General features: G+C 60.0%; 15 protein-coding genes. 8 read left to right on the top strand and 7 right to left on the bottom strand.

The genetic code is table 11. The features are described from left to right. Positions 1 to 55: 55 nt before the first annotated feature. Together ACG74X_RS08340 and tyrS are read right to left on the bottom strand one after the other, a co-directional pair. Entirely contained in the window at positions 56 to 880 is an 825-nt protein-coding gene (locus tag ACG74X_RS08340; RefSeq protein ID WP_411233922.1) for a GNAT family N-acetyltransferase, read from the bottom strand. Between the two features lie 97 nt (positions 881 to 977). Beyond that, a complete protein-coding gene (gene tyrS, locus ACG74X_RS08335; RefSeq protein ID WP_411233921.1) occupies positions 978 to 2,228 on the bottom strand; it encodes a tyrosine--tRNA ligase in 1,251 nt (416 codons plus the stop codon). 95 nt (positions 2,229 to 2,323) lie between these two features. Here tyrS and ACG74X_RS08330 point away from each other — a divergent pair, with 95 nt between their 5' ends. Further along, positions 2,324 to 3,379, top strand: a complete 1,056-nt coding sequence (locus tag ACG74X_RS08330) for an anhydro-N-acetylmuramic acid kinase (protein WP_411234206.1) — start codon at positions 2,324 to 2,326, stop codon at positions 3,377 to 3,379. A 281-nt stretch (positions 3,380 to 3,660) separates the two neighbouring features. Here the strand turns inward: ACG74X_RS08330 and moaA are convergent, their stop codons facing one another. Continuing rightward, positions 3,661 to 4,665, bottom strand: coding sequence for a GTP 3',8-cyclase MoaA (gene moaA / locus ACG74X_RS08325; RefSeq protein ID WP_411233919.1), 1,005 nt, complete (start codon positions 4,663 to 4,665; stop codon positions 3,661 to 3,663). Between the two features lie 80 nt (positions 4,666 to 4,745). On the opposite strand from moaA, the gene ACG74X_RS08320 reads away from it, so the two are divergent. Then, positions 4,746 to 5,237, top strand: coding sequence for a hypothetical protein (locus ACG74X_RS08320; RefSeq protein WP_411233917.1), 492 nt, complete (start codon positions 4,746 to 4,748; stop codon positions 5,235 to 5,237). A gap of 88 nt (positions 5,238 to 5,325) precedes the next feature. On the opposite strand, the gene glmS is transcribed toward ACG74X_RS08320, so the two are convergent. Both glmS and glmU read right to left on the bottom strand, forming a co-directional pair. Then, a complete protein-coding gene (gene glmS, locus ACG74X_RS08315) occupies positions 5,326 to 7,143 on the bottom strand; it encodes a glutamine--fructose-6-phosphate transaminase (isomerizing) (RefSeq protein WP_411233916.1) in 1,818 nt (605 codons plus the stop codon). Between the two features lie 4 nt (positions 7,144 to 7,147). After that, positions 7,148 to 8,497, bottom strand: a complete 1,350-nt coding sequence (gene glmU, locus ACG74X_RS08310; RefSeq protein WP_411233914.1) for a bifunctional UDP-N-acetylglucosamine diphosphorylase/glucosamine-1-phosphate N-acetyltransferase GlmU — start codon at positions 8,495 to 8,497, stop codon at positions 7,148 to 7,150. A gap of 105 nt (positions 8,498 to 8,602) precedes the next feature. Between glmU and ACG74X_RS08305 the strand changes: the two genes are divergently transcribed. Then, on the top strand, positions 8,603 to 9,265 hold the full coding sequence (locus ACG74X_RS08305) for an HAD-IA family hydrolase (RefSeq protein ID WP_411233913.1): 663 nt from the start codon (positions 8,603 to 8,605) through the stop codon (positions 9,263 to 9,265). A gap of 87 nt (positions 9,266 to 9,352) precedes the next feature. Here ACG74X_RS08305 and ACG74X_RS08300 read toward each other — a convergent pair whose 3' ends face one another. Then, a complete protein-coding gene (locus ACG74X_RS08300; protein WP_411233912.1) occupies positions 9,353 to 9,808 on the bottom strand; it encodes a CreA family protein in 456 nt (151 codons plus the stop codon). Positions 9,809 to 9,817: 9 nt separating this feature from the next. Continuing rightward, complete coding sequence (locus ACG74X_RS08295) at positions 9,818 to 10,288, bottom strand: pyridoxamine 5'-phosphate oxidase family protein (RefSeq protein WP_411233910.1); 471 nt, start codon at positions 10,286 to 10,288, stop codon at positions 9,818 to 9,820. Positions 10,289 to 10,429: 141 nt separating this feature from the next. On the opposite strand from ACG74X_RS08295, the gene ACG74X_RS08290 reads away from it, so the two are divergent. The 5 genes from ACG74X_RS08290 to ACG74X_RS08270 are packed head-to-tail and all read left to right on the top strand — an operon-like array spanning position 10,430 to position 15,547. Next, positions 10,430 to 11,593, top strand: coding sequence for an isovaleryl-CoA dehydrogenase (locus tag ACG74X_RS08290; protein ID WP_411233909.1), 1,164 nt, complete (start codon positions 10,430 to 10,432; stop codon positions 11,591 to 11,593). A 4-nt stretch (positions 11,594 to 11,597) separates the two neighbouring features. Continuing rightward, entirely contained in the window at positions 11,598 to 11,897 is a 300-nt protein-coding gene (locus tag ACG74X_RS08285) for a hypothetical protein (RefSeq protein ID WP_411233908.1), read from the top strand. After that, positions 11,894 to 13,456 (top strand): AMP-binding protein, encoded by a 1,563-nt coding sequence (locus tag ACG74X_RS08280; protein WP_411233907.1) that lies wholly within the window; start codon positions 11,894 to 11,896, stop codon positions 13,454 to 13,456. Before ACG74X_RS08285 ends, ACG74X_RS08280 begins: the two co-directional genes overlap by 4 nt. Next, entirely contained in the window at positions 13,453 to 13,941 is a 489-nt protein-coding gene (locus ACG74X_RS08275; RefSeq protein ID WP_411233906.1) for a lysozyme inhibitor LprI family protein, read from the top strand. Before ACG74X_RS08280 ends, ACG74X_RS08275 begins: the two co-directional genes overlap by 4 nt. 1 nt (position 13,942) lies before the next feature. Further along, positions 13,943 to 15,547 (top strand): carboxyl transferase domain-containing protein, encoded by a 1,605-nt coding sequence (locus ACG74X_RS08270; RefSeq protein ID WP_411233905.1) that lies wholly within the window; start codon positions 13,943 to 13,945, stop codon positions 15,545 to 15,547. The last annotated feature ends 18 nt before the right edge of the window (positions 15,548 to 15,565 follow it).

Genomic DNA, 15,565 nt, shown 5'->3' with positions numbered 1-15,565 from the left:
AGTGCATATTTACGAAAAGAAGAAGGGCGTGGTGTCTACCGTAGCGGCGGGTTGCTTATTGGACGGATGACATGCCGCGTTTGAACGGCAGTCTGAGCCATGTTCCGCCAAGACGCTGGGGCATTGCCCCGCTGCGGCATTTGAAGCGGTCCAGACCGGGCGGTCCTGTCAAACTGCCCAGATCAAGCATGGTAAAGCCGCGATCCGCCAGCCATATCATTGCCTGCCAGAGTATGGCCGTGTGAGCAGCGGATTGTCGGCCTTCGGGGGTGGTGAACCCGATGTGATATGTGGCCCAGGGTGGGTGGCACAAAATCAGCATTGCGGCGATGGGGTGACGATCTTTGTGTGCGGTTACAACGACCGCCTGACCCGGGTTTTGCGCCGCAAAAGCAGACAGGAACACCAGCGGCCAGTTGCGATAGCCACGGGCCTTTTGTTGGGCGCGTTCGGCGGTGATGAACCAGGCGTGTTTTTCAGCATCATACGTGCATATGTCGCAGGTTAGACCGGTATGTTCGGTGCGGCGCAACGTGTTGCGCCATTTCTGATGCAGCGCGGCGCGCATGGTGGGTTCCGGCCCAAGCGGCAGCAGCGCGATATCCCGGGGTTTGGCAAGCCGGACATATCCCGGCGGTCTGGGGTGAGGGGCCGCCGTGTTGACGATCACAGCGCCCCGAAGATCAAGGCCGCGGAGGCCGGACATGAGCGCCGCTTTATCAGCGGTTCCAAACGCGCGAGTGATCAGATGCACCGACCCGATCAACGGCAGCTTGCGGGTCTGGATCAGGACGCGACCGGGCCCGGAAGATGTTTCGACAAACTGAACATCCGTTCCCAGCGCCGTCAGGGTGCGGGCAAAAGCCGTCGATTGTTGCAAGGGGCAGGGGCACATGACCGGACCATGTCAGTCCGGTCTTTCCGTTCGGTTAATGGCTGCGGGCAATCTTTTGTTGGGTGCGGTCGGCTCAGCGACATTATTCCAGTTTAACCAGAGCGTGCCGCTTTTTGCCCGCGCTGAGTTTGATCGGGTGTGACAAAGCCGTTGCGTCGATCATCAGACCGGCATCGGTCAGCGGCGCATCGTCGAGTTTGGCACCGTTTTCCGCTATCAGCCGTTTGGCTTCCTTGCCGGATTTGGCCAGACCGCTTTTAACGATCAATTGCACGATTGAAATGCCATCGCCGATGTCATCGACACTCAGTGAAATGGTGGGCAGATCATCTCCGATGCCGCCTTTTTCGAACACCTGACGGGCTGTGTCCTCTGCGGCCCGGGCGGCCTTGGCACCGTGGCACAGGGTTGTCACCTCGTTGGCCAGAATGATCTTGGCCGCGTTGATCTCTGAGCCGCTCAAGCCGCCAAGGCGGTCGCACTCGTCTACCGGCAGTTCGGTATAGAGCTTGAGGAAGCGGCCGACATCTGCATCGGTGGTGTTGCGCCAGAATTGCCAGAATTCATAGGGGCTGAGCATATCGGCATTCAGCCACATCGCACCGCCCTGGCTTTTGCCCATTTTGCGCCCATCGCTGGTGGTCAGCAGGGGAGATGTCAGCCCATAAATTTCGTGATCGAGAACGCGGCGGGTCAGGTCGATGCCGTTGACGATATTGCCCCATTGATCAGACCCGCCCATCTGCAACAGGCAGCCATATCGCCGGTTGAGTTCAAGAAAATCATAGGCCTGCAAAATCATGTAGTTGAATTCAAGAAATGACAGAGACTGTTCGCGATCCAGTCGCGATTTCACGGAGTCAAACGACAACATGCGGTTGACACTGAAGTGCCGCCCGATGTCGCGCAGGAAATCGAGGTAGTTCAACCCATCCAGCCATTCGGCATTGTTGAGCATCAGAGCATCGGTCGGCCCGGCGCCATAGGTCAGGTACTTGGCGAACACTTGTTTCATGCCGTCGATATTGGCGTCGATCTGATCCGGGGTTAGCAAGGGGCGTTCGTCCGCGCGAAAGCTGGGATCGCCCACTTTGGTGGTGCCGCCGCCCATCAGGGTGATCGGCTTGTGCCCGGTCTTCTGCAACCAGCGCAGCATCATAATGTTAAGAAGATGACCCACATGCAGCGACTTTGCAGTCGCGTCATAGCCGATATAGGTCGGCACCACCCCTTGGACCAATGCGTCGTCAAGGCCTTGATAATCGGTGCAATCGGCCAGAAAGCCCCGCTCCATCATGACACGCATGAAGTCCGATTTGGGATGGTAGGTCATAGGAATGCCTCGTACAGTTTGGTCCGGCAGCTATACGCAGGGCAGGGGAAAAGGTGAAGGGCAAGTTGGCACATCCGGTTTGGGCATTGGGCGCGATGTCGGGGACGTCCCTGGACGGAGTGGATGCGGCGTTGGTTCTGACCGACGGCGTGACGATTTCAGACTTTGGCGCAACAGCGTACCGCCCGTATTCCGCGGCCGAGCAAGAGATATTGCGGGCGGCCCTTGGGGCATGGCCCGGCGAGGATGTTGCAGCGGCAGGCGATATTGTCATGCGGGCGCATATCGATGTTCTGGCTCGGTTTGAGACTGCCGAGATTGTCGGGTTTCATGGTCAGACGCTAGCGCATGAGCCGCGCGGACGCGGCACACATCAATTGGGGGATGGGGCGGCGTTGGCGCATGCGCTAGGGTGGCCCGTAGTCTGGGATTTTCGGTCCTCCGATGTGGAGCTTGGGGGCGAAGGGGCACCCTTGGCCCCGTTTTTTCATTGGGCCTGTGCAAAATGGATCGGTGCATCCGAGCCGTTGGCATTTTTGAACCTGGGCGGTGTGGGAAACCTGACATGGGTGGACCCTTCTTCACCGGCCCCCGAAGCGGATGGGGCTTTGTTGGCCTTTGACACCGGTCCTGCCAATGCGCCGCTGAATGATCTGATGGCAACGCGGCGCGGTCTTGCCTGTGACAAGGACGGCGCATTGGCCGCCCAGGGGCAGGTTGTTGAAGGGGCGCTAGAGTTGTTTCTGGAGGAAGGGTATTTTCGAAAAATTCCGCCTAAATCACTGGACCGGAATGATTTTTCCGTGATGTTGGATCTGGTTCGAGAGCTGGAAGATGCCGACGCCGCGGCAACCATGACGGCGATGGCCGCTGCGGCTGTGATGCAGGGACTAGAGCATTGCCCGATTGCGCCAAGCCGCATCCTGGCGACGGGGGGCGGGCGACACAATCCGGTTTTGATGGCAATGCTTGGGACCGCATTGGACTGCCCGGTGGTTCCGGTCGAGACAGTGGGGCTGGACGGGGATATGCTGGAGGCGCAGGCATTTGCCTATCTGGCGGTGCGCGTGATGCGGGGGATGCCGACCTCTGCGCCGGGGACAACCGGCGTGCGGGCACCCGTCGGAGGGGGGCAGATTTCGCGTGTTTGAGCCGTGGCGCACGTGGATTTGCTTGCGCCTTGGGGGCCAGCCCCCAAACCCCCGAGGTATTTGCGGCCCAAAGAAACGGCTTGTTAATCATTAACGCCTAACCAAGAGACACGGTACAGGCCGAGGGGCCGATGACCGTGCCCGAAGAAGCCGCTGGCAACCCAGTTTGCTTCATGTCCCGCCGCGCAGGTTGCGTGGCGGGCATTACAGATCATTGATGTTTCTTTGGGCTCTAAATACCTCGGGGAGCACGAGGGGCTGGCCCCTCGTCGCCGAACCTGTCAGCCGCCGGTATGGCTCATATGACGCGACACTCTGCCATCAACGGTTTGACGGGAATAGTCGAAATCATGGCCTTTTGGCTTGTGTGCAATGGCATCGCGAATGGCGGCTTCAAGCGGTTCATTGCTGTGCGGGTGGTTGCGCAAGGCGGACCTGAGATCGGCATTGTCTTCCTGTCCCAGACACATGAACAATTCACCGGTACAGGTCAGCCGGACGCGATTACAGCTTTCGCAGAAATTATGCGTCAGCGGGGTGATAAAGCCGATCTTCTGGCCGGTTTCTTCGAGCCGCACATAGCGGGCCGGGCCGCCGGTGCGTTCTGGCAGATCGGTCAGCGTATACTTCTTGCGCAGTTCGTCGCGCAGTTCGCTGAGTTTCCAATATTGGCCAAGGCGGTCTTCATTGCCGATATCGCCCATCGGCATCACCTCGATAAAGGTGAGGTCCATGTCGCGTTCGGCGCACCAGTTGGTCAATGTGAAGAGTTCGTCTTCGTTAAAGCCTTTCAGTGCAACCGTATTTATTTTTACGCGCAAGCCCGCGGCCTGTGCGGCATCAATGCCTTTGAGCACCTGCGGCAGGCGGCCCCAGCGGGTGATGTCGGCGAATTTCTGTTCGTCCAAGGTGTCGAGCGAAATGTTGATCCGGCGCACCCCTGCATCGAACAGGTCACCCGCAAAGCGTTCAAGCTGTGATCCGTTGGTGGTCAGCGTCAGTTCTTTCAGCGTGCCCGCCTCAAGATGGCGACTCATGGCGCGGAAGAACGTCATGATATCGCGACGCACCAACGGTTCGCCGCCGGTGATGCGGAGCTTTTCGACGCCCATGCCAATGAAGGTCGAGCACATCCTGTCGAGTTCTTCGAGGGTGAGCAGTTCCTTCTTTGGCAGGAAGGTCATGTTTTCAGACATGCAATAGACGCAGCGGAAGTCGCAGCGGTCGGTGACGGAGACGCGAAGGTAATTGATCGCGCGCTGGAACGGGTCAATAAGCGGTGTCATGCCGGTGAGCCTAGCCTTTCGTCATCAGGTGGGCAAGTATATGGCATCAATCTTTGCTGGGACCAAGGCCGGAGGCGCAAGTGTATAAAAAGATTTGGGTTTTGGGGATGTGTTTGGCTGTGGCGGGCTGTGGGCCCCTGGTGATGGAGCCGCGCACATCTGGACAGACATCAGATGGCCAGACCCGTCCCACAGCGCGGCCGTCCGAGCGTGATGTGTCGGCACGCACACCGCCGCCGATGGCCCGCACGGTTGAGGAGTTTGACACCACAACGGCCGAGGAACGTGCCGCCGCCGCATCGGCAAACACGGGCGCAGAGCGCGCGCTTGGCAGCACAATTGTGTCTTTGGGAGATCCGGCACGACCGGGGTTCTGGATCGAAACGCCGCTGGTGTCGTCGCCCGATGAGGGGCGCGTGGTCTATGGTGAGACCGGTCAATCATCGCAGGTTACGTTGATCCCGATTGACGGACCAGAAACCGGCGGCAGCCGGATGTCCTTGTCCGCGATGCGATTGATCGGTGTGCCGCTGACCGGGCTGGTTGAGGTGCAGGTCTTTACGGGCGGATAGCGGTTGGTATCCGAAAAAGACAGCGCCGGGCCTGAACCTGGCGCGTATTGTCAGGGTCCGCCTGGATCGACTGACCGGGGTGACGGGATCATTCGACGGTGACGGATTTGGCAAGGTTGCGCGGTTGATCCACATCGGTGCCTTTGGCGACCGCCGCGTGATAGGCCAGCAATTGGGCGGGCAGCGCATAGAGCAGGGGCGATAGGATCGGGTCAATTTCCGGCATAATCAGAGTGCGCCAGACATCCTCGCCAGCGGCCTCTGCGCCGGCGGCATCAGTGATCAGGCAGACTTTGCCACCGCGGGCCATGACTTCGTGCATGTTGGACACGGTCTTTTCAAACAGCGCGTCGCGCGGGGCCATGACAACCACCGGAACGGTTTTGTCGATCAGCGCGATCGGGCCATGTTTAAGTTCGCCTGACGCATAAGCTTCGGCGTGGATATAGCTGATTTCCTTCAGTTTCAATGCGCCTTCAAGTGCGAGGGGATACATCAGGCCGCGGCCCAAAAACAGGACATCGCGGGCTTCCGCTATTTTTTGTGCAGTGCGCGCTATTGCGGGGTCGCGATCGAGCGTGGCGTTGAACAGGCCGGGCAAGGCGCGCAGGTTGGTGAGGGTGGTGTGCAAGGCGTCTTTGGTCAATGTTCCGCGCTGAGTGGCAGCGTGCAACGCCAGCAGCAGCAATGTATTGAGCTGGCATGTAAAGGCTTTGGTCGAGGCTACACCGACTTCGACACCGGCATGGATGGGCAGCGAAACATCGCTTTCGCGCGCGATCGAGCTTTCTGCCACGTTGACGACGGACACGATGGTGTCGGCTTTGGTTCGGCAATAGCGCAGAGCGGCAAGAGTGTCTGCCGTTTCACCGGATTGAGACACGAAAACGGCTGTTGTGCCAGTGGGGATCGGCGGTTCGCGGTAGCGGAATTCAGAGGCGACGTCGACCTCGACCGGGAGGCGCGCGATTTGTTCGAACCAGTATTTCGCGGTCAGGCAGGCATAAAAGGCCGTGCCGCACGCCACCATGGTCAGGCGGTCGACCTTTGCAAAATCGGGCAATGCCTCTGGCAGAACGATGCGGTTGCCGTCCAGATAGGCGCGCAGCGCGTCGGCCAGAACCGTGGGTTGTTCGGCAATTTCCTTGGCCATGAAATGTTTGAATCCGGCCTTGTCGACTCGGGCGGCATCCATGCTGATCTGGCGCATATCGCGCGTGACACGGTTTCCGCTTTCATCAAAGATATCAAGGGTCTGACGCGTCAAGATCGTGCAATCACCTTCTTCAAGATAGGTGACGCGATCGGTCAGCGGGGCCAGGGCGATGGCATCCGAGCCAACATACATTTCGCCCTCGCCATGACCGATGGCCAGCGGGCTGCCCTTGCGTGCGGCAACGATCAGGTCGTCTTCTCCGTCGAACAAAAAGGCCAGGGCAAAGGCCCCTTCGAGCCGTGAGAGGCAGGCGCGCGCCGCATCGACATGGCTCATGCCCTGCTGCATGTAGTGATGCGTCAGCAAAGCGATGGTTTCAGAATCTGTTTCCGTTTGCGGTGTGATCTGATGATCGGCCAGTTCGGCGCGCAATTCCTTGAAGTTTTCGATGATCCCGTTGTGAACCACCGCCACAGGGCCGGATTGATGCGGATGGGCGTTTGCGGTGTTGGGTGCGCCATGCGTGGCCCAGCGCGTGTGGCCGATTCCCGATTTGCCGGGCAGGGGATTGTGGACCAACAGGTCCGAGAGGTTCACCAGCTTGCCGACCGCGCGGCGGCGATCCAGCGCGCCGTTGTTCACAGTGGCAATGCCAGCGCTGTCATATCCGCGGTATTCCAACCGTTTGAGAGCTTCGACCAGCAGAGGGGCTGCTTCGTGCTGCCCCAGAACACCGACGATACCGCACATAGGATTAGTCCTTTGCCTGTTTTGCTTTTTTGGCGCGCAAGATGCTGAACAATTTGCGCGCAAAGCCTTTTTTATTGATCTGTTCGGTCCGGGCGATGGCCATGGCACCGTCCGGTACGTCTTTGGTGACGGTTGTGGACGTGGCTGTCATGGCGTCGTTTCCCACATTTACCGGGGCCACCAGCATGGTGTTGGAGCCGATAAAGCTGTTTTGGCCGATGGTTGTCTTGTGTTTCATCACACCATCATAATTGCAGGTGATCGTCCCGGCACCGATATTCGTGCGCGCGCCGATTTCGGCGTCACCGACATAGCTCAGGTGATTGACTTTCGCGCCTTCGTCGATGCGCGCGTTTTTGATTTCGACAAAATTCCCGATATGCACATGTTCGGCCAATTCCGCTCCGGGGCGAAGCCGGGCATAGGGCCCGACCGTGGCGTCGCGGCTGACATGCGCGCCTTCGAGGTGGCTGAACGCGCGGATGCGGGCGTTGGATTCCACCGTCACGCCCGGTGCGAAGACCACATGGGGGTCAATTTCGGCATCGCGGCCGATCACAGTATCGAACGAGAAATATACCGTGTCCGGGGCTTGCATCTGCACGCCATTTTCCAGCATGGCCGCGCGGGTGCGGTGCTGAAACACGGTTTCGGCGGCGGCCAACTCAGCTCGGGAATTGATGCCCAGCGTTTCGGCCTCGTCACAGGTGATTGCGGTTGTTTTCAAACCGCGATCATGGGCAATGGCAACGATGTCTGTCAGATAGTATTCACCAGATGCGTTATTGGCGTCCACCGCGTCGATCAGGTCAAAAAGATGCGACGCATCTGCGCAGATAACACCAGAGTTACAGAGTGTTATCGCGCGCTCTTCGGGTGATGCATCCTTGAATTCGACAATTCTGGACAAGGTGGTTCCATCCATGATCAAGCGCCCGTATCGGCCGGGATCGGCGGCGTTGAAGCCCAGGACAACCACATCATGGGTGCTGCGTTTGCTAAGCAACGCGTCAAGCGTTTCGGTGGAGATAAACGGCGTGTCGCCGTAAAGGATGATCACATCACCGGCAAAATCGGAAAGAGCCTCTTTTGCCTGCGCAACGGCGTGTGCCGTGCCATGCTGCACGTCCTGGCGCACGGTCACAACGTCTGCGTCAAAGGCCCGCGCGGCGGCTTCGACCTCTTCCGCGCCGTGGCCGGTGACCACGATGATCCGCTCCGGTTCTAGCGCGGAGGCCGACAGCATCGCATGGTGCAGCAGGGGGGCTCCGCCGATTTTATGCAGGACTTTGGGAATGTCAGAGTCCATTCGGGTGCCTTTGCCCGCTGCCAGAAGGACCAGTGCTATGCTCATCAGGTTTCTCTTTGTGTTTTTGTTACGCTCCTTTTATCGGTTCGCAGCAGTGCCGCAAGGCAGCAGATTTCACACATGGTTGCGGGTTGTGACAGGAGACAGGCAGTGCGAACGGTAATTTTCGATCTTGATGGCACATTGGCCGATACCAGCGGTGATCTGATTGCGGCGGCCAATCACTGCTTTGATCGTATGGGGCTTGCAACGCGGCTTGATCCGGCGCTGGATGCGGGAACGGCGCTGCGGGGGGGCAAGGCGATGCTGACGCTGGGATTGCAGCGGGCTGAGCAGTATTCCGCCGATCAGGTCGAGCAGTGGTATCCGGAATTGCTGTCCGCATATGGCGATGCGCTGGATGTTCACACCGTTCTCTATCCCGGCGCGATGGAGGCTGTCGAGGCTTTGAAAGCGACGGGGATGCGGGTGGGGATCTGTACCAATAAACCCGAAGGGCTGGCGCAGACATTGATGACGCGGCTTGGCGTGCGCGATGCGTTCGGGTCATTGATCGGTGCCGACACATTGGCGACGCGCAAACCCGATGCCGCGCCATTTGTTGCCGCAGTCGAGCAGGCGGGCGGGGCGGTCACGCAAAGCTGTCTGATCGGCGACACTGTCACCGACCGCGACACCGCGCGCGCGGCCGGGGTGGCCTGTGTGCTGGTTGGGTTCGGGCCGTCGGGCGGCGACATGGCAGCGCTGGAGCCGGACGCCATCATCGACCATTTCGACGAATTGCCCGGCGTCGCGGCGCGTTTGCTGGGATAGCGCACGGCCTGAGCGGCATTATCCTTTGCCGTGATGGGGGCTTTTGGGCCAAGACATCCTCGGGGCAGGCCCGAAGATGTCAGAGGATCATTTGGACCCGTAGAGCGGAACGGTTGACATCGACACTTTGGCCGACCCATCCGTCAATTCGGCGGCATGGGCGATATAGATCAGGGTCTGGTTTGCCTCGTCAAAGATGCGCTTGACCCGCAAGGATTTAAGGATGATGGAGCGCGACGCGCGAAACACGTCCTCTCCATCATCATCCCGGTCGATATCGCCGATCTCGATAGGGCCAGTCTGGCGACACGAGATCGACGCGTTCGAGGGATCTTCGAACCAGTTGCCTTTGCTCAGACGGTCAATCAGACCGCGTTCGAAATAGGCGATGTGGCAAGTGACGCCACTGACATCCGGGTCGGCAATGGCTTCGATGACGATGTCATTACCAACCCAGTCCACGCCAACCTCGCCCACCTGTTCGGCATGTGCCGGTGTCATCGCAAGAAGACCCAAAAGGCAGGCTGTTCCCAAACGTGTCATATATGATCCTTAGAAGTGAATGATACCGTATTCGCCGGAATCCGGTGTGTCATCGGTGATGTTTGCCCTGATGGTTTCAAACAGATGTTTGGCCATGCCGTCGCTGGCCCAGATTTCGGCTTCGGTTGGAGTATATTTCATCAGACGGACCGAGTCATCCTCGCGGCCGTTTTCGAACCAGGCCCCGGCCATGGGTGTCCACAGATCATCCAGCTTGTCGCTGTCATCAGAGGCCGACAGGTGGCCCTTGATCGTGCCGTACATGTTGCCCGCCGAATCGCCAAGATAGATTTTAGCCTCCTGTCCGGTCTTTGCAGCCTTAAAGGTGTCGTGATCGGCGGATGTTATGAACCAGATGGCGTTGTCGTCTTGCCGCGCAAGCGGTGCCATCGGAACCGGATTGCCGTTATCTGTCCCAAGCAGAATGACGTGGATCTTGCTCATGTTTTTCCAGAATGTGTCGGTCAGAGTGTCAGTCATCAGACGGTCCTTTCGCTGTTAAAGTGCGTTTCAGACGGACAACGCGGCGCAGGACCAACAGTTCCTTGCGCTTGACCTGACGTGGGGTCTTCCCCTAAGATTTGAACAAGTGTTCAATAAATGCGCGCCGAGGAGAAGCGGATGTTCAACGCGACCATGCAGTTTGATCTTGGAGACGACGTCAACAGCCTGCGCGAGATGGTGCATCGCTGGGCGCAGGAGCGGGTGAAGCCGATGGCCGCGCAGATCGACAGCTCAAACACTTTCCCGCCAGAGCTTTGGGTCGAGATGGGCGAACTGGGCCTGCACGGAATCACCGTGGACGACGCCTATGGCGGGGCGGGCATGGGCTATCTCGCCCATACCGTCGCTGTGGAAGAGGTCGCGCGGGCGTCTGCGTCTGTGTCGCTGTCCTATGGTGCGCATTCGAACCTGTGTGTGAACCAGATCAAGCTGAACGGGACTGCGGAACAGAAGGCCAAGTACCTGCCGAAACTGATCTCGGGCGAGCATGTCGGCGCATTAGCCATGTCCGAGCCGGGGGCCGGGTCTGACGTGGTTTCGATGAAGCTACGCGCGGAAAAGCGCAACGACCATTACCGGCTGAACGGCAATAAATACTGGATCACCAATGGCCCGGATGCCGACACGTTGGTGGTCTATGCCAAAACCGATCCTGATGCCGGGTCCAAGGGGATCACGGCGTTCCTGATCGAAAAAACTTTCAAGGGGTTCAGCACGTCACCTCATTTCGACAAGCTGGGCATGCGCGGGTCCAACACCGCAGAGCTGATCTTTGAGGATGTCGAAGTGCCGTTCGACAACGTGCTGGGTGACGAAGGCAAGGGCGTGCGGGTTCTGATGTCTGGTCTGGATTACGAACGCGTGGTGCTGGCGGGCATCGGATTGGGCATCATGGCCGCCTGTCTGGACGAGATCATGCCCTACATGGCCGAACGCAAACAATTCGGCCAGCCGGTTGGCAGCTTTCAACTGATGCAGGGCAAGATGGCCGATATGTATACCGCGATGAATTCCGCGCGGGCTTATGTTTACGAGGTGGCCAAGGCCTGTGACCGGGGCGACGTGACCCGTCAGGATGCTGCCGCCTGCTGTCTTTACGCCTCTGAAGAGGCGATGAAACAGGCGCATCAGGCGGTGCAGGCGATGGGCGGGGCAGGGTTCCTGTCCGATGCACCGGTGGCGCGCATCTTCCGGGATGCCAAGCTGATGGAAATCGGGGCCGGCACGTCCGAAATCCGGCGTATGCTGGTTGGGCGCGAAATGCTGGCGGCGATGGCCTAGCGCCATGCCGTATTGGGTCTGGTTCGTTCCATTGGGCCTTGCCACGCTGGTTGGTGCGTTGATGGCGTTTCGATATGGATGGATAGCGGCCACGATAACGGAGACGGATGTGATCAACGCGGTTGCCAATCGCTATGTGACCCAGGACGGAGGCGCAAACGCGCGCATCGCGGATTGTGTCGGGGTGCCCGGTCAAGTGGACGGCGCGTGGATCACGGTGCGCTGCGGGGCGCTGGCCTATCATGTCAACCAGTTTGGGGCGGTGATTTCAACCGATCCCGCATCAGCGCGGCCCGCGATATGACCCGCCGCCCAACGCTGCGTGCCGCCCCTTACGAGCAGCTTTGCAAAGGCTTTGACTGGGATCTGCCGCCGGTTTTGAATATGGCGCAGCAGGTCTGTGACAGCTGGGCTGTGACCGAGCCGGATAAGCTGGCCATCATCGACGTGACCCCGGACCATATCCGCAAAATCACCTACGGAGATCTTTGGTATCGATCCCGGCAGGTGGAAACCGCGCTGATCGAACGCGGTGTCATGAAGGGCGACCGTGTGGGCGTTTTGTTGTCGCAATCGCCCCTTTGTGCTGCGGCGCATATCGCGGCGTGGCGGCTGGGTGCGATCTCGGTGCCGCTGTTCAAACTGTTTCGGGAAGAGGCGCTGAAGACCCGGATCGAAGATGCGGATCTGGGTGTGGTTGTGACCGATCTGGAAGGCGTCGTGCAACTGGCCGGGCTGGGGGTGGCAACGATCACCCGCAGCGATCTGGGGGCCTCTGGCGGAACTCGCGCGATGGTCGAAACCGGGCCAGAGGACGCGGCGACGCTGATCTATACCTCTGGCACAACCGGCAAACCGAAGGGCGCGCTGCACGGGCACCGCGTCCTGACCGGGCATTTGCCGGGTGTCGAGATGAGCCATGATTTTCTAGGCCAGGACGGCGACGTGATCTGGACGCCTGCGGATTGGGCGTGGATTGGCGGCTTGTTCGATGTGCTGATGCCGGGACTGGCCATCGGCGTGCCGGTGGTCGCGGCGCGGATGCCGAAATTCGATGTGTCAGAGTGCCAAAGCCTGGTGGCACGCGCGGGAATCCGAAACGTGTTTTTCCCGCCAACCGCATTGCGCATGTTGAAAGCAGAGAATGCGCGGATTGACAGATTGCGTTCCGTGGCCAGCGGCGGAGAGCCATTGGGGGCTGAAATGCTGACCTGGGGGCAGGACGCGTTTGGCTGCAAAATCAACGAATTCTACGGCCAGACCGAGTGCAACATGATCGTGTCGTCCTGTGCCGCGTCCTTCGATCCCGTACCGGGGGCCATGGGCCGCGCGGTGCCGGGTCATCAGGTTGCGGTGATCGGCGACAACGGGCAGCCCTGCGAGGGCGAAGGCGACATCGCGGTGCGGCGCGGATCGGCGTCGATGTTTCTGGAATACTGGCGCAAGCCGGCCCAGACTGCCGAAAAGTTCCGGGGCCACTGGATGTTGACCGGGGATCGCGGTGTCAAAGACGGTGACACGATCCGCTTTGTCGGGCGCGAGGATGATGTCATCACGTCTTCGGGCTATCGCATCGGCCCGGCCGAGATCGAGGATTGCCTTCTGTCACATCCGGGCGTCGCCACCTGCGGCGTGGTGGGCAAGCCCGATGCGCTGCGGACCCAGATCGTCAAGGCCTATGTGGTGCGCAAAGACGGGGTGGATGTATCACAAAAAGAGCTTCAGGATTGGGTCAAGACGCATCTTGCAAGCTATTCATATCCAAGGGAAATCGAATTCCTTGATGCTCTGCCAATGACTGTGACCGGCAAGGTGATCCGCAAGGAATTGAAGGCCCGTGCGGCGCAGGAAGGAATGGAATGAAGCGAGGTGTTGCTGCCGTGATATTTGCCTGCAGTCCCGCTGCGGGCTGGGCACAGGATCTGAAGATAGATCCCGCGATTGTGCGAACATGTTTTGAGGCCACCGAGGTTGGAGCGCTTTTCCCTTCCTGTCTGGGGCAGGCATCTGCGCAGTGTCAGGACGGGCCAGAGGGGTCAACAACGGCTGGCATGGCCGAGTGTATCGTGGCTGAAACGGCAGAGTGGGACGCCATTTTGAACGAGGAATACAAGGCAACACAGGCGGTCAATGCTGCCAACGACAGAGAGGGGCGGTCGTCGATCCTTGACCGCACCGACGCCTTGCGCGATGCCCAGCGCGCATGGATCGCCTTTCGGGATGCCGATTGTGCGGCGCGTTACGCGATCTGGCAGGACGGAACCATCCGCACCATTGTCGGGGCCAATTGCCATTTGACCATGACGGCGTCACGCGCCGTTCAACTGCGGGATATGCGGGGATTTTAAGATGAAATTGCACTCTCAGGCGATCCCATCGTCGGACCAGTTCAAAACCAACCAAGCCGCGCATCTGGAGGCGTTGAAGGTGGTACAGGACGCGGCGGCATGGGCTGCGGCGGGCGGTGGTGAACGGTCCCGCGACCGGCACATGTCGCGCGGCAAGATGCTGCCGCGGGACCGGGTGGCCAACCTGCTTGATCCTGGCAGCCCGTTTCTGGAGGTCGGCGCGGTTGCCGCACACGGGATGTATGACGGGGCCGCGCCCTGTGCGGGGGCGATTGCCGGGATCGGGCTGGTCAACGGGCGGCAGGTCATGGTTGTGTGTAACGACGCCACCGTAAAGGGCGGCACCTATTATCCGATGACGGTCAAGAAACACCTGCGCGCGCAGGAGATCGCCGAGGAAAACCATCTGCCCTGCGTGTATCTGGTCGACAGCGGCGGCGCGAACCTGCCCAATCAGGACGAGGTCTTCCCCGACCGCGATCACTTTGGCCGCATTTTCTACAATCAGGCCCGGATGAGCGCGAAGGGGATCGCGCAGATTGCCGTGGTGATGGGGTCGTGTACCGCCGGTGGAGCCTATGTGCCGGCCATGTCGGATGTGGCGATCATCGTGAAAGAGCAGGGCACGATCTTTCTGGCCGGTCCGCCCTTGGTCAAGGCGGCAACGGGTGAGGTTGTCACGGCAGAAGACCTAGGCGGCGGCGATGTGCACACGCGGCTTTCGGGTGTGGCGGATTATCTGGCCGAGGATGACGCCCATGCGCTGGCGCTGGCGCGGCGTGCGGTGGGGTCGTTGGGGGGTGCCGGGCTGAAGCCCGGCCTACGGCAGACCTCGGAAGACCCGGCTTATGATCCGGACGAGATATTCGGCGTGGTGCCGGGGGATCTGCGCACGCCGTATGACATCCGCGAGGTGATCGCGCGGATGGTGGACGGGTCGCGCTTTGATGAATTCAAACCGCGCTTCGGGGAGACGCTGGTGACGGGCTTTGCCCATGTCGATGGCTGGCCCGTCGGGATTGTTGCCAACAATGGCGTGCTGTTTTCCGAGGCCGCCCAGAAAGGCGCGCATTTCGTCGAACTGTGTTCGCAGCGCAAGATCCCGCTGGTGTTCCTGCAGAACATCACCGGGTTCATGGTGGGCCGGAAATACGAAAACGAAGGCATCGCGCGGCACGGGGCCAAGATGGTCACGGCTGTGGCCTGCACCTCTGTGCCCAAGATCACCATGCTGGTGGGTGGGTCGTTCGGCGCGGGCAATTACGGCATGGCCGGGCGGGCGTATCAGCCCCGGTTTTTGTGGACCTGGCCCAACAGCCGGATCAGCGTCATGGGCGGCGAACAGGCGGCGGGGGTTCTGGCCACGGTCAAACGCGACGGGATCGAAGCCAAGGGGGGAACATGGTCCGCCGAGGAAGAAGCGGCCTTCAAACAGCCAACCATCGACATGTTCGAGGAACAGGCCCACCCGCTTTATGCGTCGGCGCGGCTTTGGGATGACGGGATCGTCGATCCGCGCAAAACGCGGTCTGTGTTGTCGCTGTCGCTGCAAGCCGCGATGAACGCGCCCGTCGAGGAGACGCGCTTTGGTGTGTTCCGGATGTAAATTGGGGGCCAGCCCCCA

The sequence above is a fragment of the Marivita sp. S0852 genome (genome assembly GCF_046591575.1).
Taxonomy (GTDB): Bacteria; Pseudomonadota; Alphaproteobacteria; order Rhodobacterales; family Rhodobacteraceae; genus Marivita.
Note: the sequence above shows the minus strand (reverse complement) of the source record. Positions and strands in the feature narration are given on the sequence as shown.

Bases quoted from the DNA above. Each gene is read 5' to 3' on its own strand.
- ACG74X_RS08270 (WP_411233905.1), top strand. From the start codon at position 13,943: ATGAAATTGCACTCTCAGGCGATCCCATCGTCGGACCAGTTCAAAACC.
- glmU (WP_411233914.1), bottom strand. From the start codon at position 8,497: ATGAGCATAGCACTGGTCCTTCTGGCAGCGGGCAAAGGCACCCGAATG.
- ACG74X_RS08330 (WP_411234206.1), top strand. From the start codon at position 2,324: ATGTCGGGGACGTCCCTGGACGGAGTGGATGCGGCGTTGGTTCTGACC.
- ACG74X_RS08290 (WP_411233909.1), top strand. From the start codon at position 10,430: ATGTTCAACGCGACCATGCAGTTTGATCTTGGAGACGACGTCAACAGC.
- ACG74X_RS08300 (WP_411233912.1), bottom strand. From the start codon at position 9,808: ATGACACGTTTGGGAACAGCCTGCCTTTTGGGTCTTCTTGCGATGACA.
- ACG74X_RS08285 (WP_411233908.1), top strand. From the start codon at position 11,598: ATGCCGTATTGGGTCTGGTTCGTTCCATTGGGCCTTGCCACGCTGGTT.
- moaA (WP_411233919.1), bottom strand. From the start codon at position 4,665: ATGACACCGCTTATTGACCCGTTCCAGCGCGCGATCAATTACCTTCGC.
- ACG74X_RS08280 (WP_411233907.1), top strand. From the start codon at position 11,894: ATGACCCGCCGCCCAACGCTGCGTGCCGCCCCTTACGAGCAGCTTTGC.
- ACG74X_RS08295 (WP_411233910.1), bottom strand. From the start codon at position 10,288: ATGACTGACACTCTGACCGACACATTCTGGAAAAACATGAGCAAGATC.
- glmS (WP_411233916.1), bottom strand. From the start codon at position 7,143: ATGTGCGGTATCGTCGGTGTTCTGGGGCAGCACGAAGCAGCCCCTCTG.
- tyrS (WP_411233921.1), bottom strand. From the start codon at position 2,228: ATGACCTACCATCCCAAATCGGACTTCATGCGTGTCATGATGGAGCGG.
- ACG74X_RS08275 (WP_411233906.1), top strand. From the start codon at position 13,453: ATGAAGCGAGGTGTTGCTGCCGTGATATTTGCCTGCAGTCCCGCTGCG.